This window comes from Haloferax gibbonsii ATCC 33959, from assembly GCF_000336775.1.
Taxonomy (GTDB): Archaea; Halobacteriota; Halobacteria; order Halobacteriales; family Haloferacaceae; genus Haloferax; species Haloferax gibbonsii.
The window spans coordinates 198,577-220,209 of record NZ_AOLJ01000022.1 but is presented as its reverse complement, the minus strand read 5'-3'; the positions used below and the strand labels follow the sequence as shown (position 1 = coordinate 220,209).

At 67.8% G+C, this 21,633-nt stretch carries 24 protein-coding genes; 5 read left to right on the top strand and 19 right to left on the bottom strand.

Annotation, left to right across the window (positions count from 1 at the left end; all coding sequences use genetic code 11):
* Positions 1 to 54 precede the first annotated feature (54 nt).
* Both C454_RS14950 and galK read left to right on the top strand, forming a co-directional pair.
* Complete coding sequence (locus tag C454_RS14950) at positions 55 to 636, top strand: MOSC domain-containing protein (protein ID WP_004977020.1); 582 nt, start codon at positions 55 to 57, stop codon at positions 634 to 636.
* The gene (galK, locus tag C454_RS14945; RefSeq protein WP_004977019.1) at positions 633 to 1,901 is read left to right on the top strand and encodes a galactokinase; all 1,269 of its coding nucleotides are present in this window, start codon (positions 633 to 635) and stop codon (positions 1,899 to 1,901) included. The genes C454_RS14950 and galK overlap by 4 nt, the downstream gene beginning before the upstream one ends.
* A 191-nt stretch (positions 1,902 to 2,092) precedes the next feature.
* Here galK and C454_RS14940 read toward each other — a convergent pair whose 3' ends face one another.
* A complete protein-coding gene (locus tag C454_RS14940; RefSeq protein WP_004977018.1) occupies positions 2,093 to 3,331 on the bottom strand; it encodes a mandelate racemase/muconate lactonizing enzyme family protein in 1,239 nt (412 codons plus the stop codon).
* A gap of 76 nt (positions 3,332 to 3,407) precedes the next feature.
* Positions 3,408 to 3,854, bottom strand: a complete 447-nt coding sequence (locus tag C454_RS14935) for a luciferase domain-containing protein (RefSeq protein ID WP_004977017.1) — start codon at positions 3,852 to 3,854, stop codon at positions 3,408 to 3,410.
* A gap of 406 nt (positions 3,855 to 4,260) precedes the next feature.
* On the opposite strand from C454_RS14935, the gene C454_RS14930 reads away from it, so the two are divergent.
* Complete coding sequence (locus C454_RS14930) at positions 4,261 to 4,857, top strand: hypothetical protein (RefSeq protein WP_004977016.1); 597 nt, start codon at positions 4,261 to 4,263, stop codon at positions 4,855 to 4,857.
* A 27-nt stretch (positions 4,858 to 4,884) separates the two neighbouring features.
* On the opposite strand, the gene C454_RS14925 is transcribed toward C454_RS14930, so the two are convergent.
* Complete coding sequence (locus C454_RS14925; RefSeq protein ID WP_004977014.1) at positions 4,885 to 6,108, bottom strand: HAD family hydrolase; 1,224 nt, start codon at positions 6,106 to 6,108, stop codon at positions 4,885 to 4,887.
* A 158-nt stretch (positions 6,109 to 6,266) separates the two neighbouring features.
* Here C454_RS14925 and C454_RS14920 point away from each other — a divergent pair, with 158 nt between their 5' ends.
* Positions 6,267 to 6,716, top strand: coding sequence for a DUF5799 family protein (locus C454_RS14920; RefSeq protein WP_004977011.1), 450 nt, complete (start codon positions 6,267 to 6,269; stop codon positions 6,714 to 6,716).
* 106 nt (positions 6,717 to 6,822) lie between these two features.
* Positions 6,823 to 6,948, top strand: coding sequence for a hypothetical protein (locus C454_RS21130; RefSeq protein ID WP_255409903.1), 126 nt, complete (start codon positions 6,823 to 6,825; stop codon positions 6,946 to 6,948).
* Between the two features lie 61 nt (positions 6,949 to 7,009).
* Here C454_RS21130 and C454_RS20820 read toward each other — a convergent pair whose 3' ends face one another.
* The 16 genes from C454_RS20820 to ilvB form a co-directional block, all read right to left on the bottom strand.
* Positions 7,010 to 7,159 carry a DUF7557 family protein gene (locus C454_RS20820; RefSeq protein WP_004043442.1) on the bottom strand — a complete coding sequence of 50 codons (150 nt, stop codon included), beginning with the start codon at positions 7,157 to 7,159 and terminating at the stop codon, positions 7,010 to 7,012.
* 204 nt (positions 7,160 to 7,363) lie between these two features.
* Positions 7,364 to 8,356, bottom strand: a complete 993-nt coding sequence (gene fba / locus C454_RS14915) for a class II fructose-bisphosphate aldolase (RefSeq protein WP_004977010.1) — start codon at positions 8,354 to 8,356, stop codon at positions 7,364 to 7,366.
* A gap of 164 nt (positions 8,357 to 8,520) precedes the next feature.
* A complete protein-coding gene (gene ptfB, locus C454_RS14910; RefSeq protein ID WP_049905204.1) occupies positions 8,521 to 8,997 on the bottom strand; it encodes a fructose PTS transporter subunit IIB in 477 nt (158 codons plus the stop codon).
* Positions 8,994 to 10,691, bottom strand: a complete 1,698-nt coding sequence (ptsP, locus tag C454_RS14905; RefSeq protein ID WP_004977008.1) for a phosphoenolpyruvate--protein phosphotransferase — start codon at positions 10,689 to 10,691, stop codon at positions 8,994 to 8,996. Before ptsP ends, ptfB begins: the two co-directional genes overlap by 4 nt.
* A 3-nt stretch (positions 10,692 to 10,694) precedes the next feature.
* Positions 10,695 to 10,964 carry a phosphocarrier protein HPr gene (ptsH1, locus tag C454_RS14900; RefSeq protein WP_004977004.1) on the bottom strand — a complete coding sequence of 90 codons (270 nt, stop codon included), beginning with the start codon at positions 10,962 to 10,964 and terminating at the stop codon, positions 10,695 to 10,697.
* Positions 10,964 to 11,428, bottom strand: coding sequence for a fructose PTS transporter subunit IIA (ptfA, locus tag C454_RS14895; RefSeq protein ID WP_004970773.1), 465 nt, complete (start codon positions 11,426 to 11,428; stop codon positions 10,964 to 10,966). The genes ptsH1 and ptfA overlap by 1 nt, the downstream gene beginning before the upstream one ends.
* Positions 11,429 to 11,472: 44 nt before the next feature.
* Positions 11,473 to 12,600 (bottom strand): fructose PTS transporter subunit IIC, encoded by a 1,128-nt coding sequence (gene ptfC, locus C454_RS14890; RefSeq protein WP_004977002.1) that lies wholly within the window; start codon positions 12,598 to 12,600, stop codon positions 11,473 to 11,475.
* A 105-nt stretch (positions 12,601 to 12,705) separates the two neighbouring features.
* Positions 12,706 to 13,623, bottom strand: a complete 918-nt coding sequence (gene pfkB / locus C454_RS14885; RefSeq protein WP_004977000.1) for a 1-phosphofructokinase — start codon at positions 13,621 to 13,623, stop codon at positions 12,706 to 12,708.
* Positions 13,620 to 14,387, bottom strand: coding sequence for an HTH-type transcriptional regulator GlpR (gene glpR, locus C454_RS14880; RefSeq protein WP_004976998.1), 768 nt, complete (start codon positions 14,385 to 14,387; stop codon positions 13,620 to 13,622). The genes pfkB and glpR overlap by 4 nt, the downstream gene beginning before the upstream one ends.
* 203 nt (positions 14,388 to 14,590) lie before the next feature.
* Positions 14,591 to 15,565: a 3-isopropylmalate dehydrogenase gene (gene leuB, locus C454_RS14875; RefSeq protein ID WP_004976994.1), complete on the bottom strand. Its 975-nt coding sequence runs from the start codon at positions 15,563 to 15,565 to the stop codon at positions 14,591 to 14,593.
* Positions 15,558 to 16,166, bottom strand: a complete 609-nt coding sequence (leuD, locus tag C454_RS14870; protein WP_004976990.1) for a 3-isopropylmalate dehydratase small subunit — start codon at positions 16,164 to 16,166, stop codon at positions 15,558 to 15,560. The genes leuB and leuD overlap by 8 nt, the downstream gene beginning before the upstream one ends.
* Positions 16,163 to 17,584 (bottom strand): 3-isopropylmalate dehydratase large subunit, encoded by a 1,422-nt coding sequence (gene leuC, locus C454_RS14865; protein ID WP_004976987.1) that lies wholly within the window; start codon positions 17,582 to 17,584, stop codon positions 16,163 to 16,165. The genes leuD and leuC overlap by 4 nt, the downstream gene beginning before the upstream one ends.
* Positions 17,577 to 17,846, bottom strand: a complete 270-nt coding sequence (locus C454_RS14860) for a hypothetical protein (protein WP_004976985.1) — start codon at positions 17,844 to 17,846, stop codon at positions 17,577 to 17,579. The genes leuC and C454_RS14860 overlap by 8 nt, the downstream gene beginning before the upstream one ends.
* An 11-nt stretch (positions 17,847 to 17,857) precedes the next feature.
* Positions 17,858 to 18,904, bottom strand: coding sequence for a ketol-acid reductoisomerase (gene ilvC, locus C454_RS14855; RefSeq protein ID WP_004976982.1), 1,047 nt, complete (start codon positions 18,902 to 18,904; stop codon positions 17,858 to 17,860).
* Positions 18,901 to 19,557: an acetolactate synthase small subunit gene (gene ilvN / locus C454_RS14850; RefSeq protein ID WP_004976979.1), complete on the bottom strand. Its 657-nt coding sequence runs from the start codon at positions 19,555 to 19,557 to the stop codon at positions 18,901 to 18,903. The genes ilvC and ilvN overlap by 4 nt, the downstream gene beginning before the upstream one ends.
* Positions 19,554 to 21,317, bottom strand: a complete 1,764-nt coding sequence (gene ilvB / locus C454_RS14845) for a biosynthetic-type acetolactate synthase large subunit (RefSeq protein WP_004976978.1) — start codon at positions 21,315 to 21,317, stop codon at positions 19,554 to 19,556. The genes ilvN and ilvB overlap by 4 nt, the downstream gene beginning before the upstream one ends.
* Between the last annotated feature and the right edge of the window lie 316 nt (positions 21,318 to 21,633).

Sequence of the window (21,633 nt, the reverse complement as noted above, 5' to 3'; positions counted from 1 at the left end):
CCGCCGCGCCCCGCCGACCCAACCTATTCGTGTCCCGGAGTGGTAGCCGGAGGTATGACTTCCGAGGTTCGCGGACGCGTCGAGGCGCTGTACACCGCGCCGTCGAAGGGCGAGCCGATGGTCTCCCACGAGACCGTCGCGGTCGCCGAGGGCGGTATCGAGAGCGACCGCTACTTCGACGGCGACGGCTTCTACTCGGCGACCGACGGCTGTCAGGTGACGCTCGTCGACGCCGCGGTGCTGGACGACGCGGAGCGCGAGTACGACCTCGACCTCTCGGCCGGCGAACACCGCCGGAACGTCGTCGTCCGCGGCGTCGACCTCGACGCCCTCCTCGACGCGACGTTCGAACTCGGCGGGGCCGAACTCCGCGGGACGAAGCGCAGACCGCCCTGCGCGCACCTCGCGGACCTCGTCGGCGACGACGTGGGCGACGCCCTCCGCGAGTCCCGCGGCGGCATCTGCGCGGACGTGCTTTCGCCCGGCCGGGTCGCCGTCGGCGACGACCTCCGCGTGACCGAGTCGAACCCGCGCGAACTGGGTCGGCAGATAGCCGCCCGACTCGGCGGCGAGGCCGTCGCGGCCGACGAAGGCGCGACGAGCGCCGGGGAACCGCACGGAGACGGCCACGTATGACCGACGACGACGATGCTGACGACGCGGTGACCGACGACGCCGGAACGCCGGTCGAGCGCGCGAAGACCGCTCTCGCGGCGCTCAGAGCCGGCGGCGACGCCTTCGATTCGACTTCGACCCCGGAGCCGACGGAGCCTGCGAATCTGACGGTCGCCGTCGCCCCCGGTCGCGTGAACCTCGTCGGCGGCCACACCGACTACAACGACGGCCTCTGTCTCCCGATGGCCGTCGACCGCCACGTCGCGGTCGCGGCCCGCCCGCGAGACGACGACCGGCTCCGCGTCCGCGCCGCCGACTTCGACGAGACGGCCGAACTCGCCCCCGCCGACGACCCCGATGGGTGGGCCGCCTACGTCGCCGCGGTCGCGCGCGTCCTCCGCGAGGACGGCCCCGTCGGCGGCGCGGACCTCGCCATCGCCTCCGACGTGCCCACGGGCGCGGGCCTCTCCTCGTCGGCCGCGCTCGAACTCGCAGTCGGCCGCGTGCTTCTCGCGGTCTCCGGGCGCGACCTCCCGACCGCCGACCTCGCGCTGGCGTGCTGGCGGGCCGAGGTCGAGGGCGTCGGCGTCGAGTGCGGCATCCTCGACCAGTTCTCCGCGGCGCTGTGCGAGGCCGACTCGGCGCTCTTTCTCGACTGCCGAACCCACGAGTTCGAGTCGGTGCCCGTCGGCGACGACGTCGGCGTCCTCGTCATCGACACCGGCGTCTCCCACGAACTGACCGAGTCGGGCTACAACGACCGCGTCCGCGAGTGCGCGGCGGCGCTCGACCGCCTCCGGGAGCGCGCCGGCCGCGACCTCGACTCCCTCCGGGACGTGGACCGCGACCTCCTCGACGCCCACGCCGACGCGCTGGAGCCGATACACCGCCGCCGGGTTCGACACGTCGTGACGGAAAACGAGCGCGTCCGTCGCGCCCGCGACGCGCTCGCCGCCGGCGACCTCGACCGCGTCGGCGACGCGATGCTCGCGGCCCACGAGAGCCTGCGCGACGACTACGAGGTGAGCTGTCCGGAGCTCGACGCGGCGGTCGAACTCGCCGCCGAGACGCCGGGCGTCTACGGCGCGCGGATGACCGGCGGCGGCTTCGGCGGGAGCGCGGTCGCGCTGGTCGACGACGACGCCCTCGACCGGGCGGCGCGCGCGATTCGAGACGCCGCCCCCGAGCGCGTCGGCCCCGACGCTCACGTGTTCGCCTGTCGACCCTCCGGTGGCGTTCGGCTGGTCGACGAGGAACGAGGAGACGAGCCGACGGCTCCGCGTTGAGCCTCGGAAAAATCGGAAGCCAGTCTGTGAGTTCGGGTTCGATTCGTCGAATGAGGCGAATCAGAGATTCGCCGATTCGACTTCGGCTTACGCCTCGTCGAACAGCGCAGCACTCCGTGCTGCTGGCTCGACGAGTTGTTTCACTCCTCGTCGAATCGCGTCGAGCGAAGCTCGACTGATTCGACTTCGGCTTACGCCTCGTCGAACAGCGTCTCGCCGTCGACCATGTGTTCTTCGACGGTGTCCATGTCCAGCGTCACGCCGAGGCCCGGCTTCTCCGGAATCTCGATGTAGCCGTCCTCGATGACCGTCTCCTCGACGAGGTCGCCCCACCAACCCAGCTCGTAGGAGTGGTACTCGACCGCCAGCGAGTTCGGAATCGCCGTGCCGACGTGCGCGGAGGCCATCGTCGCCACCGGCGACGAGACGTTGTGCATCGCGACCGGCACGTAGTACTGGTTCGCCACGTCCGCGATTTTCTGCGTCTCGCGCATGCCGCCGACCTTCGGCATGTCGGGCGCGACGATGTCCACGGCCTGCTTCTCGATGAGCCGGCGCAGCTCCGTCACGCGGTAGCGGTTCTCGCCGACCGTGATGGGCGTGAGCGTGGACTTCGTGACCTCCTCCTGCACGTCGAGGTTCTCCGGCGGCACGGGGTCTTCGAGCCACCACACGTCGTAGTCTTCGAGCGCGGCGGCGAGGCGCTTGGCGCTGCCGCCCGAGAACGTCCAGTGGCAGTCGAACGCCACGTCGGCCTTGTCCTTGACGCGCTCCGTCACCTTCTCGACGATTTCGGCCTTGTGCCGAATCTCGCCGGGTCGCAGGTGGCGGTTCGCGCGGTCCTTCTCGAAGCCGGAGGGCACGTCGAGGTCGAACTTCAGCGCGTCGTAGCCGAGCTCGTCGACGACGCGCTCTGCCTCGTCGGCGCACGCTTCGGGGTCGGCCTCCTCTTCGGTGTGGCAGTCGCAGTAGACGCGGACCTTGTCGCGGTACTTCCCGCCGAGAAGCTGATAGGCGGGGATGTCGAGAATCTTGCCCGCGAGGTCGTGCAGCGCGATTTCGATGCCCGCGATGGCGGTGACCGTGACGCCCTCGACGGAGCCCTCACCGGACATCTTCTGGACGAGGTGCTCGTACAGGCGGTCGATGTCGAGGGGGTTCTCGCCGATGACGAACGGCTTCATGCGCTCGATGAGTTCGGGCACGCCCGCGCCCCAGTAGGCCTCGCCGGTGCCGACGACGCCCGCGTCGGTGTAGATGCGGACGAGCGTCCACGGGAAGTTGCCGTCGACCATCGTCGTCTGCACGTCGGTGATTTCGACGTCGCGGCCGCCGCCGCGCTTGGCCGTCACGCCCATCGTCTCCGCCGACAGCTCTCGCATCGTGTACTCCGCGTTCGGATCGTGCAACTCCGCGTAGTTCTTACCCATGTAGAGTGGTTTACTCGGACGTTAGTAAAGTTTTTCCGACCGAGACATGTCCCCGCTCGGGACTCGCGGGAACAGGTCAGACCGGCGCGCGCCGGTCGAGCGTGTCGCGGAACGTCTCTCGGACGAGCGCGTCGAGGTCGGCGGGGAGGCCGAGTCGCCGGAGGTCGGTGTCGGGGTCAATCGCCGGGTCGAGGTCGACGCCGCGGCGGCGGAGCGCGAGCAGTCGCCAGAGGTACGCGAGCCTGAGCAGGCGCATCGCGCCCGGCACGTCGGCGGCGCTCCGGACGCGGTAGGTCACCCACGCCGAGTCGGGGAGCACGTGGTGCGGGTCCGCGAGGCCGTCGGTGAGGAGCACGTCGCGGACGCGTTTCGTGAGCGCGAGGTCGACGACGCCGGCGTCGTGGACGTGGCCGATCTCCCGGCCGGCGACGAGGAACTCCGTTCCCCCGAAGCGGTGCGGCGCGGTCTCGACGCCGGGCCACCGCGAGACCCGCGAGACGATTCTGTCGATGGAGGTAGTCATTCGGTGAATGTACGCGTTCCGAGGAGATAACTGCGAAGTCGGACCGGCGGGAGGGGTCGGGCCAGACACCGTCCGTCAAACGCTCCGTAGTCGGGCGATAACCACAGGATTTCCAGACATTCAGTTCACGGTGAGAGTCAACCGAAAATAGACACTCAGACCGGCGCGGTATTCGCGTATTAACACGGGTTAGGAACGCGAATTTTCGCGTCCCGCGACGACTTCGCGTCGGGCCCCCGTCGCGGGGCGCGCTCTCAGACCGACGGAATCCCGAACTACCGCGGCGTCCGGGGTAGACGATTCGTAACGAAAGCCTCGGGACGCAAATAACGGGACGAACCATGTCTCTGACTGCCACCGATGTACCGACACAGGGTCCCGACTTCGACTCCCGGGAGGCCGCGCGATGAACCTCGGCCAACTCGGCGTCGGTGCCGTCGTCCTCGTCATCGTCGTGTTCGCCCTCCTCTCCGGCGGCGTGAATACGCCCGAGACGCCCGCTCCCGCCGACGACGCCGACAGAAGTATCGGCGCCGACGTGACCGACCCCGACGGCGACGCGCCGGACGAGGACGTCGAAATCCAAGAAGAGCCCGTCGTCGGCGACGACTCGGGTGACGCCGACGATGCCGACGGCGGCTCGTCCGCGGACGACTCCGAGAACGCGACCGGCGCGTTCGAGACGGTCGAAACCGACGCTGCCGACGACGACACCGACTCGACGACGAAGAAGTCCTCGAAGAAACGCAGCAGTTCGAAATCGAACGACAGCGACGACTCGAACGACGAGAGTTCGTCCGACGACTCGAACGACGACGACTCGAGTGACGACAGTTCGAGCGATGACAACACCGACGACAGTTCGTCCGACGACAGTTCGAACGATGACAACGCCGACGACAACTCGAACGACGACGGGTCGAACACCGACGACAGCGGCTCATCCTCGGACGATTCGACCGACGACGACTCGGGTGACGACATCGGAATGTGCACGGTGTGAGCTGAGACACCGTGCGGCGCGCCACCCTCAGTCGACCAAGAGGTTGAGCGCGTAGGCCGTCCGGAGCACCGAGGCGGCGTCCCCGCGGGGAAACACCAGTTCGTCGGTCTCGCGGACGTGTTCGAGCACACCCGGAGAGGAGTGCTCGGGGGCGGCCGCGAGCCCGCACTCGTTTTCGGCGGCCCAACTCATCACGTCGAGGTCGGACTTCGAGTCGCCCATCACGAGGACGAACGGGTCGTCCACCCCGAGCACGTCGAGCGCGGCGCGGACGCCCGCCGCCTTGTTCAGGTCGACCGCGGAGAGTTCCGCGGCGTCGGCGTGGTAGTACGCGACCGTCACTCGCTCCAGCGTCCGCCTCGCGTCCTCGGGAATCTCCGCCACATCCGAGGCGGGAAGCGCGTCGCGGTCGTCGAGCACGCCCGCTATCTCCGGGTCGCGCTCCGCGAAGTACGCCCGCGCCCAGTCGGGACCGGCGGGGTCGTCGGTGAGCGCCTCGCCGAGGAGGTCGAGCAAGTAGACGAGCGCGCCGTCGATGACTTCCTCGGCGTCGTCGCTGCCGGTCTCGAAGTTCGGCTTGAGCGTGACGTTGAACTCGTTGCCCTGCAGGTGAACGCCCCCGCGGAGCGCGTCGGGGAGGTCGCTGATGACGCGCCCGCGAACCGACTCGAAGACCGACTGCACCGGGTCGTCGAGCGTCTCGTAGAGGAGGCGCTTCGTGTCCGAGCCGTGTCCGGGCGTGAAGACGCCGGTGCCCGCCTCGTAGACGATGCTCACGTTCCCCGAGTGGACGAGTTCGTTGCCCAATCCCTGAATGGCGAAGCCCTTGACGTTCTCCAATGTCTGGCCGGTGCAGATGACGATGGGGACGCCCTCCTCGTGGAACTGGGTGAGGAGGTGCAGCACCTCGCGTGGAATCTCGTTGTCGGTCTGCCCCGCAGAGCGCAGCGTCTCGTCCACGTCGAGGACGAGCGCGTTCACCGCCCGACCGTACTTCGTGTAGAGGTCGAGGGCGGTGAACGCCTGGTCCCGCGTCGCGCGCGCGGCGAGTTCGGCGTAGCGGTCGCCGTCGGAGAGCGCCCGGCGGATGCGGTCTTTCTTCGCCGTGAGTTCGTCGTCGACCGCCTGCCAGTGCGACAGCGCCACCGGCGAGCCGAGCGGCGGCAAGAGGTCGACGAAGTCCTGTGCGTCCCGGACCGCGTCCGCGTCGAAGTTCCCGTACAGTCTGTACAGGAGGTCGTACCGCTCCATGATTCGGGGTCGTCACCCAACCGCATTAAACCCGCGTGGGAGGCAATCCGTCCCGTCGCCCCGTCGGCTGACTGGGGCGCGGTCGCCTCCGCGGTCGGTCGCCTCCGGGGCCGGCCGGCCCCGCAACTCTGATACCGACCGGCCGACGACGTGTGCACATGGCACATTGGACCGACAGCATCGTCGGCGACCGGATGACGGTGGACCGCGAGTTCAACGACCAGGTGATGAACTCCCGGTTCAACAGTCAGGAATGGGGGCTCATCATGACGGCGACGGAGTTCGAAATCGAGAACGCGGACGACCCCGAGGAGGCGCGCATCGTCGCCGACACGGAGAAAGTCCCGCAGATAATCCCCGAACTCGACAACATCCGCAGCCAGATGGGCGCGATGGGTGGCGGCGGCGGAGGCGACTCGTCGTCCGGCGGCGGCGGCATCGTCGACTCCATCAAGGGCGCGCTCGGCATGGGCGGCGGCGGCAAGAAGGGCGAACAGGAGAAACTCGAGGACGCGGAACGGCTCACACAAGAGTACGCGGACGCGCTCCAAGACCACCTCGAAAAGAAGGGCAAGTGGAATCAGGTCCGCGTCAGCTACCTCGAATAGCGGGCCGGGCGACCGGCCGCGGCGGGAGCGCTCACCCGGCTCCGGTGTCGACATTCCGTTCGAGGGCCACAATTCGTAACAGGCGCGGGCGCGACGTCGCTGCTAGATGAGACCGTCAACGCTGATATTCGCGTTCGGTGGACTCCTGTTCGTGCTTCCGATTCCCGGCACGTTTATCGCCGGCGCACTGGTGCTCCTCGCGGGAGCGCTCGCGCGGTGGCTCGGTTCGTAACGGACCACCGCGAGCCACCGCGAACCGGTCGGACGGACGGCCGAGCGTCGGCGGCGACGACTCAGTACTCGTCGCCGGCGTGGAACAGCGTTCGCTCGCTCGCCTCGTAGATGTTCATCAGTTCGTTGATGAGGTCGTCGTACTCCTCGTCGTCCTCGCGGAGCGCGTCGAGTCGGGCGACCGTCTCGTCGTCGAGGTGAATCTGCGGCATACGTACGTCCACGCCGCGTGACACCTTAAGCGACGTGGGGCATCGAACTCGACTGCCGTCGACCCCCGAGAGCGCCGCCGCTGGGCGAGAAGCGTATCGAAACGAAGAGCCGGCGGAGTGCCGGGTGGAGACGACAACCGGGTTCCGGTCCGCCGTGCGGACGCGGCGAACGCTCGACGGTGAACGAATCACCGCCCGCGCGGGTTACTTGAACAGGGACTGGCCGGCGCTGCCGGAGACCTCGGTCAGACCGGCGTGCACGTCGGCGATGCGCTCGCGGATGTCGCGACCGACGACGCGGGGGTCGAACACGTCCTTGTTCGGCGACCACTCGGTCTCGTTGAAGAACGTGTCACGGGCGTCCTCGACGCCCTCCGGCGGGACGATGGCGTTGGGGTCCTCGCTGTAGAGGTCGTAGGCGGTGCGCGTGTACTCGTACTGGTAGCGGGTGTCCTTGTTGACCTTGCAGATGCCGTGTTTGAGCATCTCCTGCAGTTGGTCGGGCTGGACGCCCGAAGAGCCGTGGAGGACGAGCGGCGTGTCGAGGCCGTGGTCGCGCAGGGCCTGTCGGATGTCCTGGGCGAGATCCGGGCGGAGTTCGAGGTCCTTGCCCTTGGCGACCCCGTGCTGCGTGCCGACGGAGATGGCGAGCAGGTCCGCGCCCGTCTTGTCGACGAACTCGACGGCCTGTTCGGGGTCCGTGTAGAACGCCTCTTCGGCCTCGATTTCGTCCTCGACGCCCTTTATCTGGCCGAGTTCGGCCTCGATGAGGACGTCGGAGTCCGCGGCCTCGACCATCTCGACGACCTCGCGGCTCGTCGCGACGTTCTCGTCGAACGGCTCGTGGGAGGCGTCGATCATGATTGACGACGGGATGTCGAGTTCGATCTGCTGCTCGATGAACTCGAGGTCCGTCTGGTGGTCCATGTTGAGGAAGACGCCGATGTCGTACCGCTCGGCGATGGTCTCGATGTAGTTCCCCATGGCTTTCAGGCCCGCGACGGCGTCGCCGTCACCGGCGAACCGGCAGGCACCACCGCTCATCTGCAACAGGAGGTCCGAGTCCATCCGGTCGGCCCCCTCCATGAGACCCATCATAATGTTCGGCTCCGCGATGTTACTCGCGATGAGGCCGAATCCTTCGTCGAGCGCCTCGTCGTACACTGTGGCGAGTTCCTCCCCGCCGTAGAACGGCATTATGCGTTCACCTCGGTTTCGTCAACGACTGCGAGACTAATAATGTATGGGAAGCGAGTTTCGATTCTGCACGTTTTCGTTTGTTCGCGTTCGAGTTAATTTTCGTCGGCGGACGAAGCGCCGCCGCTGGCGGGCGAGCGAAAAACGGAAAACCGTCGGCGGCGTTACGAGAACAGCTTCTTCAGCCGGGCGAACAGCCCCTTTTCGGGGTCGCCGCCGCGGCGAACGGGTTCGTCCGATTCCGCGGCGTCGCCGGACGAGCCGTCGGTGCCGGCGTCGGCGTCGGCGTCCTCGCCGTCGTCGCCGCTTCCGAACGTGACCGAACCGGTCTTGCCGGCCTCGGCGAGTTCGACCGCCTTCTTCACGACGGCCTCGGCGTTGTTGACGCCGTCTTTGACCGTCCCCTTGACGACGAGTTTGCCGTCGAAGCGGTCGCGGCTGACCGACGTGTCCGAGGTGATGATGACCGCGTCGGCCTCGGCGATGGCGTCCGAGGACAGTTCGTCCTGCGTGCCCATCGCGCCCTGGACCTCGACGTCGATGTCGTGGCCGAGGCGCTCGCCGGCCTGCAGGAGGTTCTCGGCCGCCATCTGGCTGTGTGCGATTCCGGTCGGACAGGATGTGACTGCGACGAGTTTCATTGGTCTAGTGTAAGGATTTCCGCGACTTCAGCCTTGGTGTCGGCCTGCAGGACGCGCTCCGCGAGTTCGCGGGCGTCCGCGGTGTCGGTCTCCGCGACGGCCGCCTTGACCTGCGGCACCGTCACGGCGCTCATGCTCAGTTCGTCGAGGCCGAGCCCGACGAGCAGTTCGGTGAGGTCCGGGTCGCCGGCCATCTCGCCGCACATGCCGACCCAGCAGTCCTCGCCCTCGGTCGCCGAGACGGTGGCGTCGATGGCGCGGAGGACCGCCGGCTGACGGTAGTCACCGAGGTCAGAAACGCGCTCGTTGCCGCGCTCTGCGGCCATCACGTACTGCGCGAGGTCGTTCGTCCCGATGCTGAAGAAGTCGACGTGCGGCGCGAACCGGTCGGCCATGAACGCCGCGGCGGGCGTCTCGACCATGATGCCGAACTCGGGCAGTTCGTTTTCGACGCCCTCGGAGTCGAGGTCGGCCGCGACCGACTCGAACCGCTCTCGGCCGGCGCGAAGCTCCTCGACCGTCGAGACGAGCGGGAGCATCACCGACAGGTTCGCCCCGTCGGCGCTGGCCGCCGCGCGCAGGAGCGCGCGCACCTGCGTCTCGAAGAGGTCCGCGTCCGGGCCGAGCGACCGCCGGATGCCGCGCTCGCCGAGGAACGGGTTCTCCTCGTCCGGCAGGTCGAGGTACGGGACCGGCTTGTCGCCGCCGATGTCGAGCGTCCGGACGACGACGCGGCCGCCGTCGAACGATTCGAGCGCCTCGACGTACGCCTCGTACTGCTCGTCTTCGTCCGGCGGCGACTCGCGGTCGAGGAAGAGGAACTCGGTGCGGAACAGGCCGACGCCGTCGGCCCCGCGGTCGACGGCCGGCCCGAGGTCCGCCAGCGTGCCGATGTTGGCCGCGACCTCGATGTCGACGCCGTCGGCGGTCTCGACCGACTCGTGTCGGATGTCCACCTCGGCGGCGGCCGCGGCGGCCTCCTTGCGCTCGTCGGTCGGGTCGACCACGAGGTCGCCCGACTCGCCGTCGACGACGACTTCGGTGCCGTCCTCGACGGACTGGAGTTCCTCGCCCACGCCGACGATGGCCGGCAGGGCGAGCGAGCGCGCGAAGATGGCCGCGTGGGAGGTGCGGCCGCCCGTCACCGTGACGAAGCCGGCGACGCGCTCGGGGTCGAGCTGTGCGGTGTCGCTCGGCGTGAGGCGCTCGGCGACGACGACGCTCCCCTCCGGCAGCGACGAGAGGTCGACCCGCTCGCCGTCCGAGAGGACGCGCACGAGCCGGTCGCGCACGTCGCGGAGGTCGTCGGCGCGCTCGCCCATGCGACCGCCCATGTTCTCGAACTGCTCGACGAACTCGGAGAACGTCTCCTGAACGGCGTGTTCGGCCGGGAGTCCGCCCTCGATGGCGTCGGTGACGCCGTCGGTTATCTGCGGGTCGTTGAGGAACTGGACGTGCGCGTCGAACACCGCGGCCTCCTCCTCGCCGACGCGCTCGGCGGTCCGCTCGCGCTCGGCTTCGAGTTCGTCTTCGGCGGCCGCGCGGGCGTCCTCGAAGCGCGCCAGTTCGGCGTCTCCGTCCACGTCTTCCGGGGCCGGCGGCTCCGGGAGGTCGGCGTCCGGTCGGTACCAGACGACGGTGCCGACGCCCGAAAGCGGTGTCACGCCGATGCCGGAGAGGGTTCGTTCGGTCATGGCTTACTGTTTGGCTTCGGGCGTCGAAAGGATGTCCTCTAGGGCGTCGAGTGCCGCTTCCGCGTCGTCACCCTCGGCGACGAGTCGGACCGACTCGCCGTGTCCGACGCCGAGACCGGTGACCGCGAGCATGCTGGCGGCGGGGACGAGGTCGTCCTCGTCGGCGCGGCCGAGCTGTACGTCGGCGTCGAAGGAGTTCGCGGTCTCGACGAACTGCGAGGCCGGGCGGGCGTGGAGCCCGTCTTCGGGGACGACCGTGACGGTCCGCTCCATCACTCGACCACCTCGGCGAGCACGTCCTGGACGGTCTGCTTGCTCTCGGCTTCGAGGAGCTTCTCGCGCACGTCCTCGTGCATGAGCGACCGCGAGAGGGCGCTCAGAATCTGCAGGTGGTCCTCGCCGCCCGCCGCGGGGACGAGAATCATAAAGAGGAGCTTCGCCGGCTTGTCGTCCATGGCGTCGAAGTCGATGCCCTCGGTCGAGCGCGCGAAGGCGACCGTCGGCTTCGAGACGGCGTCGGTCTTCGCGTGCGGGATGCCGATGCCGAAGCCCACGCCGGTCGTCGCCTCTTCCTCGCGTTCGAGGAGGGCGTCGAGCGCGGCGTCTCGGTCGTCGACGCGGCCGGCGTCGACCGCGAGGTCGAGGAGGAACTCGATGGCTCCCTCCTTCGTCGCCGGCGGCTCTTCGAGCGATATCAGTTCGAGCGGTGTGATGGTGCTGATGTCAGTGACGTCCATTGTATTGTACTTCGTTCGGGTCTGGAAAGATTAGTTCGGTGTGGTCAGTCGTCGGAGCTCTGGGCGGCCACCTTGGCGTCGAAGTTCGGCTTGATGGCCGTCGCGATGACCGCGGTGACGATGGAGCCCAGCAGGATGCACGCGATAAACATGAACGGCTGGTTCGACAGCGGAACCACGAAGATGCCGCCGTGCGGAGCCGGCATGTTCACGCCGAGCGCCATCGAGGCCGCGCCGGCGACGGCGCTGCCGGCGACGACGCTCGGGATGACGCGGGCCGGGTCGGCCGCCGCGTACGGAATCGCGCCCTCAGTGATAAAGGAGAAGCCGAGGAGCACGCCGCTCTTGGCGTTCTCGTACATCTCGGCCGCGTACTTCTGCGGCGCGATGAAGTTCGACAGCGCGAGGCCGATCGGCGGGACCATACCCGCGATCATGACCGCGGCCATCGGCGCGGTGACGCCCTCGGAGATGAGGCCGACGGAGAACACGTAGGCGACCTTGTTGATGGGGCCGCCCATGTCGGCCGCCATCATCGCCCCGAGGATGCCCCCGAGGAGAATCGCCTGTCCGCCGCCCTGCATGTTGCTCAGGAAGTTCGTGAGTCCCGCGTTCGCGATGGAAATCGGGACGCCCAGCACGAACAGCATGATGGGCGTGAGTACCGCGGTCGTCGCGACCGGGATGAGGAGCACGGGCATCATCGGTGCGATGAACTCGGGCACGTCGCGCTGCTTGAACCAGCGCGCGACGATGCCGGCGAGGAACCCGGCGACGATAGCGCCGAGGTAGCCCGCGCCGGCGGAGCCACCCTGGAGACCGATGACGTCACCGGCCGCCTGCAGGACGTTGCCCTGCTGGATGATGTACGACAGGATGAAGCCCGGTGCGAGGCCCGGACGGTCGGCGATTGCGTACGCGATGTACGCGCCGAGCACCGGAACCATCAGCGTCAGCCCAGCGACGCCGATCTGCGCGAGGAACCAGCCGGCGGTCCCCGTGCTGTTGAATACGTCTTGTACGTTGTTCGAAAGCGAGGCTACGGCGTAGCCCAGCGCCAGGAAGATTCCGCCGATAGTCACGAACGGAATCATGAACGATACCCCAGTCATGAGGTCCTCCTTCACCGAAGTGAGGTAGGACCGAACCGCGTCTTCTGCGTCGTTTGCCATAGTGTTGCCACCCCTACGAAAGAACATACGCAAATGTGCTCAAAAACCCTTTCGAATATGAACGTTACTGAGCGTTTCAGTCGTTAACAAACGTTCATCTGAGAATCACCGGCTCCGAACCGTCGTCACCTCGACGTGCGTCTCGTTCGTCAGCACGTCTTCGAGGTGCGGGACGCGGGTGCCCGCGACGCCGACGACGCGGGACGCGGTCAGAACGCCCATTCGGAGGGCGTCGGCGTCCGAAAGCCCGTGTTCGCGCGCGGCGAGGAAGCCGGACATGACGGCGTCGCCCGCGCCGACCGTATCGACGACCTCAACGTCGAGCGCGGGCGCAGAGAGGACCTCGCTGTCGGTGACGAGGAGCGCGCCGTCCGCGCCGAGCGAGGCCAGTACGTACTCGAACCCGCGCGCGTGAAGCTCCTCGGCGGCCGCGATGGCGTCGGCTTCGGTCTCGACCGTTCGACCCGTCGCCGTCGCGAGTTCGGAACGATTGGGTTTGCAGACGTAGTAGTCGGCGTCCAGTTCGGCGAGGTACTCGCCGCCCATGTCCACCGCAATCTGCCAGTCGCCCGCGCGGGCGAGTCTATCGACGTCGGCGAGGGACATCCCCGGCGGGAGACTGCCGCCGACGAGGAGCGTGTCGGGCTCGTTCGCCTGCGCGGTTTCGACGAGTTCGTCCACGTCGGCTGCACGAATCTGCGGGCCGTTGTGATTGAGTTTGTACTCGCCGTCTTCCGCGAGCACGGTCGTGTTCAGGCGCGTGTCCGCGTCGACGGTGACGAAGTCCGAGGCGATGCCGTCGGCGTCGAGTCGGTCGCGGACGAACTTCCCGAAGTGGCCGCCGAGAAAGCCCGAGGCGGTCGCGTCGGCGTCGAGCGCCGAGACGTACTTGGCGACGTTGATGCCCTTGCCGCCCGCGGTGAACACCGCGTCGTCGGTCCGGTGGACGACGCCGGGCTGAAGCGGTTCGTCGAAGTGAATCGTGTGGTCTACTGCTGGGTTCGGGGTGACTGTGAGAATCATCGTGCAACTCCGTCGACGACGGTGACGCCCGCGTTCTCTATCTCCTCGCGAGAGTCGGCGTCGAGCGTTCCGTCGGTGATAAACAGGTCGATGTCTTCGAGCGATGCGAACTGGACGAAGCTCCGTCGGCCGAGCTTCGAGAGGTCCGCGACGAGAACGACTTTCGCGGCCTTCTCGACCATCAGCTCCTTCATCCGCGCCTCGTCCTCGTTCGGGGTCGTGAGGCCGGAGTCCACGTCCAGCCCGTTCGTGCCGAGGAACAGCAGGTCGAAGTTCGTCCGCTCCATGAACGACTCCGCGGTCGGCCCCACGAGCGCCTTCGTCCGCCGCCGGAGCGTCCCGCCGGTGAGTTTGACCTCGTTGTCCTCCTCGTTCAGTTCGATAGCGAGCCGCGGTGAGTTAGTGACGCCGAGTGTCGTCCCGTCCTTGGGGACCTTCCGGGCCACCTCCATCGTGGTCGTCCCCGCGTCGAAGAACACGACCTGACCCTCGGCCAGTTCTTCGACCGCGCGGTCCGCGATCGCGCGTTTCCCTTCGAGATTCTGTACTTCCTTCTGGCCGTAGGTCTGCTCGCGCCCGACGGAGGTCACGGGGACGGCTCCGCCGTGCGACCGCTCGATGAGCCCACGGTCTTCGAGTTCGCGCAGGTCACGTCGTATCGTCGCCTTCGAATAGCCGAGGTGGTCGGACAGCGACTCGACCGACCGGCCGTCCGAGTCGGAGACGAGTTCGACGATGCGGCGTTTGCGCTCTGCTGGTAACATCGGTAGCGATTCCTCGTTAGGTGGAAGATAGGTCGGGGAGTAGTGTTAATTGTTTATGTTGGATTCCGCCCGTATATGTTCGAAACAGCCAAATCTCACACAAGAACGAACACGGTGTGCTCGCCGGTGAGAAAACGATCAAAAACGAAAACGAGAACGCTCGAAACGAACGTCGAACCGCCGATTCGGTGGGTCGCCGACGCTCAGAGTCGGTCGAGAATCGCGGCGGTCACGTCCTCCGTGGAGGCGTCGCCGCCGAGGTCGGGCGTGCGCGGCCCGTCGGCGAGGACGCCTTCGACGGCCGACCGGACGCGGTCGGCTTCCTCCTCGTAGTCGAGGTAGTCGAGCAGCATCGCCGCGGACAGAATCGTCGCGGCCGGGTTGGCGATACCCTCGCCGGCGATGTCGGGCGCGGAGCCGTGGACCGGTTCGAACAGCGCGGCGTCCGGGCCGATGTTCGCCGAGGGGAGCAGTCCGAGACCGCCGACGAGGCCGGCGGCGAGGTCGGACAGCACGTCGCCCGCGAGGTTCGGACAGACGATGGTGTCGAACTGCGTGGGGTCGAGACAGACGCGCGTCGCGAAGGCGTCCATCAGGACTTCCTCGGTCTCGACGCCGCGGTCGTCGGCGACGGAGACGACGGCGTCGCGGAAGCGACCGTCCGTCTCGCGCATCACGTTCGCCTTGTGGGCGACCTGGAAACTGCCGCCCTCGCCGCCGACGTAGTCGCAGGCGTACTCGGCGAGTCGCTCGGACGCCGAGGTGGTGACGACGCGCGTGAGCGTCGAGAGGTCCTCGGAGAGGCGGTCTTCGTGACCGGCGTAGACGCCCTCGGTGTTCTCCCGGAGGAAGACGAGGTCCGTCTCCGGGCGGAGCGCGTCGACGCCGGGGTAGGCCTTCGCCGGGCGGACGTTGACGAACGAGTCCACCGCGGTCCGAAGCGGGAGGATGACGTCCGCCGCGGTCTCGCCGGCCGCGCCGAACAGCGTCGCGTCGGCCTCGGCCGCGAGGTCGTAGGTCTCCTGCGGGAGCGCCTCGCCCGTGGCTTCCTTCACGTGGTCGCCCGCGTCGGCCTCGACGAACTCGAAGTCGCCGACGGCCTTCAGCACGTCAACAGCCGCCGGGATGACCTCCGCGCCGATGCCGTCGCCGGGGATGACGACGATTTCCTCAGTCATCGACGTAGGGCAGGGAAGCGGCTTTCTCGGCGACCGCGTCGGCGTTCGACTTCATGAGCGCCGTCGTGTCCCAGACGCCCTCGGTGAGCGCCTTCCGTTGTGCGTCGTCGACGGTCACGTCCACGGTCTTCTCGCCGTAGGTGACCGTCTCGTTTTCCACGTCCACGTCGATGTCTGCGTCCGGGTGCTCGTCGACCCAGTCCTGCAGTTCGGTGATGGTGTCGTGGTCGGCGGTGACCGTCGGGATACCGAGCGCGAGGCAGTTGCCCGCGAAAATCTCGGCGAACGACTCGCCGATGATGGCGTCGATGCCCCAGCGCATGAGCGCCTGCGGGGCGTGCTCCCGGGAAGAGCCACAGCCGAAGTTGGCGTTGACGACCATGATGGCGGCGTCCTGGAACTGCGGCTCGTTCATCGGGTGGTCTTTGGGTTCGTCGTTCTCGTCGTAGCGCTGGTCGAAGAACGCGAACTCGCCGAGGCCGTCGAACGTGACGACCTTCATGAACCGCGCCGGAATTATCTGGTCCGTGTCGATGTCGTTGCCGCGGATGGGAACGCCGGAGCCGGACGCCGAGTCGATTTCGGGAATCTCGTCGGTCATGCGACGCTCACCTCCTTCAGTTCGCGCACGTCAGTCACGTGCCCGGTGACGGCCGCGGCGGCGACCATTCGCGGGTTCATCAGGACGGTGCGGCCGTCTTTCGACCCCTGCCGACCGATGAAGTTGCGGTTCGACGAGGACGCGGAGGCCTCGTCGCCCTCCAACTGGTCCTCGTTCATGCCGAGACACATCGAACAGCCCGCCTCGCGCCACTCGAAGCCGGCTTCCTTGAATATCTCGTCGAGGCCCTCCGCCTCCGCGGCGGCCTTGACGCGCTGACTGCCGGGGACGACCATCGCGCGGACGCCGTCGGCGACCTGTCGCCCCTCGACGACTCCCGCCGCGCGGCGGAGGTCGGGCATTCGGGCGTTGGTACACGAGCCGAGGAACGCCACGTCGATTTCGTAGCCCTCCATCGTCTCGCCGGGCGTGACGCCCATGTGTTCCTGCGCCATCCGGGCGGTGTCCTGCTTCTCCTCGGGCAGGTCCTCGGGGGCCGGAATGGGCTGGGTGATGCCGACGCCCTGTCCGGGCGTGGTCCCCCACGTGACGACGGGTTCGAGTTCGGAGCCGTCGATGGTGACGACGTCGTCGTACTCGGCGTCCTCGTCGGAGCGGATGGACTCCCAGTACGGCTTGAGTTCGTCGAACCGCTCGGGGTTCTCCTGGAAGTACTCGGTCTCTTTCAGCCAGTCGTAGGTGGTCTCGTCGGGGTTGACGTAGCCCGCGCGAGCGCCGCCCTCGATGGACATGTTACAGATGCTCATCCGACCCTCCATGTCGAGGTTCTCGATGGCCTCGCCGGCGTACTCGTAGACGTAGCCGACGCCGCCTTCGGTCCCGAGGCGACGGATGATTTCGAGGATGACGTCCTTGGCCTCGACGCCGGGGCCGAGTTCGCCCGTGACCTCTATCTTCCGGACCTTCTTTTTCTCCATCGCGACCGTCTGGGTCGCCAGCACGTCGCGAATCTGGCTCGTGCCGATACCGAACGCGAGCGCGCCGAACGCCCCGTGGGTCGAGGTGTGGCTGTCGCCGCAGACGATAGTCATGCCGGGTTGGGTGAGTCCCTTCTCGGGCCCGATGACGTGGACGATACCCTGTTCGCCCGAGGTCGGGTCCGAGAAGTTGATGCCCGCGTCGCGGACGTTCTGTTCGAGCTCGGCCATCATCTCCTCCGCGGCGTCGTCGCGGAACGGCCGCGACTGGTCCGACGTGGGGACGATGTGGTCGACCGTCGCGTGCGTCCGGTTCGGGTAGGCGACTTCGAGGTCGCGCTCCTGCAGCATGCCGAACGCCTGCGGGCTCGTCACCTCGTGGATGAGGTGCAGGCCGCAGAACAGCTGCGTCTGGCCGGTCGGTAGCTCCGAGACCGTGTGTTCCTCCCAGACCTTGTCGTACAGCGTTCCCTCACTCATGTCCGTCACCCGGTACGACGCGGTCGTCGTGGCCGCGTTCCCAGACCTGGTTCGCGCCCTCGCCGTTGCGGGGCGTGTGGTCCACGTCGCCCATCGTCTCGGTCTCGGTCGCGTCCGTGTCCGCCGCCGCGGTCGTCGCGTCGCTCTGTCCGCCGTCGGTGACGGCCGGGCCGCGCTCGTAGACCGTGGTGAACGTCTCGCCCGTATAGGGGTTCGTGTGGCTGATGTCTCGCATTCGGTCGGTCGTGTCGTCGCGTGTCATTGGTGTCGTGTTCAGTCGTCCGCCGGTGCTTCGGCTTTCTCCGCGTCCGCTTCTTCTTCGTCGTCGGCCCACGCGAACAGGTCGCGCAGCGGCGCGCCGACCTGTTCGATGTGGTGGTTCTCCTCTGCGTCCTTCAGCTGGGAGTACGACGGCCGGCCCGCCTGATTCTCCAGAATCCACTCGCGGGCGAAGGTGCCGTCTTGGACCTCCTCCAGAATCTCTTCCATGTTCTCGCGGGCGTGCTCGTCGACGACGCGGTCGCCGCGGGTCAGGCCGCCGAACTCGGCCGTGTCAGAGACCGAGTCCCACATCTCGCCGAGCCCGCCTTCGTACATCAGGTCGACGATGAGCTTCAGTTCGTTCAGGCACTCGAAGTAGGCCATCTCGGGGGAGTAGCCCGCGTCGACGAGCGTCTCGTAGCCCTGCTTGACCAGCGAGGTGACGCCGCCGCAGAGGACGGCCTGCTCGCCGAACAGGTCGGTCTCGGTCTCCTCCTGGAACGTCGTCTCGATGACGCCCGCGCGGGTGCAGCCGAGGCCGTGGGCGTAGGCCAGCGCCTCCTCCTTGGCGTCGCCCGTTACGTCCTGGTAGACGGCGATGAGACCCGGCGTCCCCTCGTTCGCCTCGTAGTTACGGCGGACGAGGTGGCCCGGCGACTTCGGCGCGACCATCGTCACGTCGACGTTCTCCGGGGGCCGAATCTGGTTGTAGTGGATGTTGAAGCCGTGGGCGAACTGGAGCGTGTCGCCGGCCTCGAGGGAGCCTCGAATCTGCTCGAACACCGCCGGCTGGACGGTGTCGGGGACGAGAATCGAGACGATGTCGCCCTCGGCGGCCGCCTCGGCGGGCTCTTTGACGCGGAGGCCGTCGGCTTCCGCGGCGGCGCGGGACGAGGAGTTGGCGCGGAGGCCGACGACCACGTCGACCCCGCTGTCGGCGAGGTTCTGCGCGTGGGCGTGGCCCTGGCTGCCGTAGCCGATGACGGCTACGGTCTTGTCGTCGATTTGGGAGCGGTCGGCGTCGTCGTCGTAGTAAACTTCCGTGGTGAGTTCTGTCATTTCGTGTTCGTGTTTGGTTTGGTGGGTTCGCCGGAGGTTCCGGGTTCCTCTCCGGGGACGGTCTTCTTCGAGCCGTGGGCGAGCGCGGTCTGGCCGGTCCGGGCGATTTCGATGATGCCGAACCGCCGGAACGCGTCCACGGCGTCGTCTATCTTGCGCTCGTCGCCGGAGAGTTGGACCGTGATGGTCTCGGGGCCGGCGTCGAGGGTGCGGCCGTCGTACATCTCCGTGATGGCGTGGACCTTGTCGGGGTCCTCTCCGCGGACCTTCAGGAGGACGAGTTCCGCGCGGACGGCGTCGTCGTCCAGTTCGCCGACTGAGATGACGGGTTTGAGCTTCGCGAGCTGTTTTTCTATCTGGTCGATGCCCGGTTCGGGCTCCTCGACGACCATCGTGATTCGGGAGTGGCCGTCGACGGTCGTCGGGCCCACGGTGAGGCTCTCGATGTTGAACTGGCGGCGGGCGGCGAGGCCGGCGACGCGCGAGAGCACGCCGGGTTCGTCCTCGACGATGGCCGAAAAGACCGTTCGCCGCGGTTCGTGTTCCGATTCCGCTTCGGGGTCGATGCGGATGCCCTGCGCGTTGCGTCGGCCGTCGGGGTGTGGCCGCTCGTCGGGCGCGGGGCCTTGCAGTCCTGTCCGATTGTCGCTCATAACTGGTCCTCCGAGAGTGCGAATTTGCCGTTCGCGCCGCCCGAGGAGACCATCGGGTAGACGTTCTCCGCCGGGTCGACGTGGAAGTCGATGACCGAGGGGCCGTCGTACGCGAGCGCTTCCTCGATGGCGCCGGGGACCTCCTCGTAGGAGTCGACGGTCCAGCCGCGCGCGCCGAACGCCTCGGCGAGCTTGTCGAACTGGGGACACCAGTCGTAGCCGGCGGCCATGCGTCGGCCCTCGAAGAAGGCGTCCTGCCACTGGCGAACCATCCCGATGTACTCGTTGTTCAGGATGGCGACGGTGATGTCGAGGTTCTCGCGGACGGCGACCGACAGCTCCTGAATCGTCATCAGGAACGAGGCGTCGCCGTCGACGCAGACGACCGTCTCGTCGTCGGCGGCCGCGACCCGCGCGCCGATTGCGGCGGGCAGGCCGTAGCCCATCGTGCCGAGGCCGTGGGACGAAACCCACCGCCGCGGCTCGGTGAACGTCCAGTACTGGGCGGCCCACATCTGGTGTTGACCGACGCCGCTCGTGACGATGGTCTCGTCGGGGGTGGCCTCGTCGAGCGCCTCGACCACGAACTGCGGCTTCAGCGGCTCGTTGTCCGGGGCCGCGTAGTCCATCGGGTACTCCTCCTTCCAGGTGAGACACTGTTCGACCCACTCGCGCGCGTCGGGGCTCTCGCCCAGTTCGGCGTCGACGCGCTCGATGGCGCGACCGGCGTCGCCGACGACCGGGTAGTCCGCGTGGACGTTCTTCGAGATTTCCGCCGGGTCGATGTCGATGTGGACGATTTCGGCCTCGGGCGCGAACGTGTCGATACCGCCGGTCAGGCGGTCGTCGAACCGCGTGCCGACCGCGATGAGGCAGTCGGTGTGCGTGATGGCCATGTTGGCGTAGCCGGTGCCGTGCATCCCCGCCCACGAGAGGCAGAGTTCGTGGTCCTCCGGCATCGCGCCGATTCCGGGCATCGTGGTGACGACCGGAATCCGGTGTTCGGTCGCGAACCGCCGAGCGACCTCGGTCGCGTCGGCCTTGACGACGCCGCCACCGAACAGCAAGAGGGGCTTCTCCGCGCGCTCGATTGCGCGCGCGGCGGCCTCGACCTGCGAGTCGGCCGGGTCGGTTCGGGCGCGGCACGTCTCGGGTGCCTGCGCCGGACCGGGCTCGCGGTCGGTCTCGTTGAGCGAGACGTCCTTCGGGAGGTCGACGAGCGTCGGGCCGGGTCGGCCCTCCGCGGCGAGCGCGAACGCTTCGCCGACGGTGTCGCCGACGGTGTCGGGCGACGAGGCGAAGTAGTTGTGCTTCGTGATGGGCGCGGTGACGCCCGTGGTGTCGGTCTCCTGGAACGCGTCGGAGCCGACCATGTCGGACGGGACCTGCCCCGTGAGCGCGAGCACCGCGTCGGAGTCCATGTTCGCGTCGGCGATGCCGGTCACGAGGTTCGTCGCGCCCGGACCGGACGTGGCGAGGCAGACGCCGGGGTCGCCGCGAACGACGCCGTACGCGTCGGCCGCGTGCGCCGCGCCCTGCTCGTGGGCCATCGTCACGTGACGGATGTCAGAGTGGTACAACGCGTCGTAGATGGGCATTATCGCCCCGCCCTGCACGCCGAAGGCGGTCTCGACGCCGGCGTTTTCGAGGGCGCGGACGACTGACGTCGAACCCGAGGTAATCTCGGTCGGCGTCTCGGTCGAATCGTCTGCCCCGTCGGTCGCGTCGGGGTCGGTCGTGGCTGCGGTTCGTTCGCTCATGTGTGGGCTCCGTGGTGTGTGGTCGGTCGTCGATACGGGCTGTCTGGTGACTGCGTGTGGTGCTGGTGCGCCATTGTGGGGACTGCGGACGTGTCTGAAAACGGTGCGAATACGCGGGTCGGAGAGATGGTGTGGTAGGGGGCTATGCCCCTACAATAATGAGCGACCGAATCGCACCGACGGCGGCGGCGCTGGCCCCGGCTTCCGGGGTCGCGCGAACCGCGTGTTCGTCGTGCGAGGTCATCGTATGCCACACGTCCGTCCCGGCCGTAATAATGCTTTCGCGGCGGGCAACGATTGCACGCCGCGCGGGAGG

Coding starts and splice junctions, on each gene's coding strand:
- C454_RS14950 (WP_004977020.1), top strand. CDS start 55: ATGACTTCCGAGGTTCGCGGACGCGTCGAGGCGCTGTACACCGCGCCG.
- galK (WP_004977019.1), top strand. CDS start 633: ATGACCGACGACGACGATGCTGACGACGCGGTGACCGACGACGCCGGA.
- C454_RS14940 (WP_004977018.1), bottom strand. CDS start 3,331: ATGGGTAAGAACTACGCGGAGTTGCACGATCCGAACGCGGAGTACACG.
- C454_RS14935 (WP_004977017.1), bottom strand. CDS start 3,854: ATGACTACCTCCATCGACAGAATCGTCTCGCGGGTCTCGCGGTGGCCC.
- C454_RS14930 (WP_004977016.1), top strand. CDS start 4,261: ATGAACCTCGGCCAACTCGGCGTCGGTGCCGTCGTCCTCGTCATCGTC.
- C454_RS14925 (WP_004977014.1), bottom strand. CDS start 6,108: ATGGAGCGGTACGACCTCCTGTACAGACTGTACGGGAACTTCGACGCG.
- C454_RS14920 (WP_004977011.1), top strand. CDS start 6,267: ATGGCACATTGGACCGACAGCATCGTCGGCGACCGGATGACGGTGGAC.
- C454_RS21130 (WP_255409903.1), top strand. CDS start 6,823: ATGAGACCGTCAACGCTGATATTCGCGTTCGGTGGACTCCTGTTCGTG.
- C454_RS20820 (WP_004043442.1), bottom strand. CDS start 7,159: ATGCCGCAGATTCACCTCGACGACGAGACGGTCGCCCGACTCGACGCG.
- fba (WP_004977010.1), bottom strand. CDS start 8,356: ATGCCGTTCTACGGCGGGGAGGAACTCGCCACAGTGTACGACGAGGCG.
- ptfB (WP_049905204.1), bottom strand. CDS start 8,997: ATGAAACTCGTCGCAGTCACATCCTGTCCGACCGGAATCGCACACAGC.
- ptsP (WP_004977008.1), bottom strand. CDS start 10,691: ATGACCGAACGAACCCTCTCCGGCATCGGCGTGACACCGCTTTCGGGC.
- ptsH1 (WP_004977004.1), bottom strand. CDS start 10,964: ATGGAGCGGACCGTCACGGTCGTCCCCGAAGACGGGCTCCACGCCCGC.
- ptfA (WP_004970773.1), bottom strand. CDS start 11,428: ATGGACGTCACTGACATCAGCACCATCACACCGCTCGAACTGATATCG.
- ptfC (WP_004977002.1), bottom strand. CDS start 12,600: ATGGCAAACGACGCAGAAGACGCGGTTCGGTCCTACCTCACTTCGGTG.
- pfkB (WP_004977000.1), bottom strand. CDS start 13,623: ATGATTCTCACAGTCACCCCGAACCCAGCAGTAGACCACACGATTCAC.
- glpR (WP_004976998.1), bottom strand. CDS start 14,387: ATGTTACCAGCAGAGCGCAAACGCCGCATCGTCGAACTCGTCTCCGAC.
- leuB (WP_004976994.1), bottom strand. CDS start 15,565: ATGACTGAGGAAATCGTCGTCATCCCCGGCGACGGCATCGGCGCGGAG.
- leuD (WP_004976990.1), bottom strand. CDS start 16,166: ATGACCGACGAGATTCCCGAAATCGACTCGGCGTCCGGCTCCGGCGTT.
- leuC (WP_004976987.1), bottom strand. CDS start 17,584: ATGAGTGAGGGAACGCTGTACGACAAGGTCTGGGAGGAACACACGGTC.
- C454_RS14860 (WP_004976985.1), bottom strand. CDS start 17,846: ATGACACGCGACGACACGACCGACCGAATGCGAGACATCAGCCACACG.
- ilvC (WP_004976982.1), bottom strand. CDS start 18,904: ATGACAGAACTCACCACGGAAGTTTACTACGACGACGACGCCGACCGC.
- ilvN (WP_004976979.1), bottom strand. CDS start 19,557: ATGAGCGACAATCGGACAGGACTGCAAGGCCCCGCGCCCGACGAGCGG.
- ilvB (WP_004976978.1), bottom strand. CDS start 21,317: ATGAGCGAACGAACCGCAGCCACGACCGACCCCGACGCGACCGACGGG.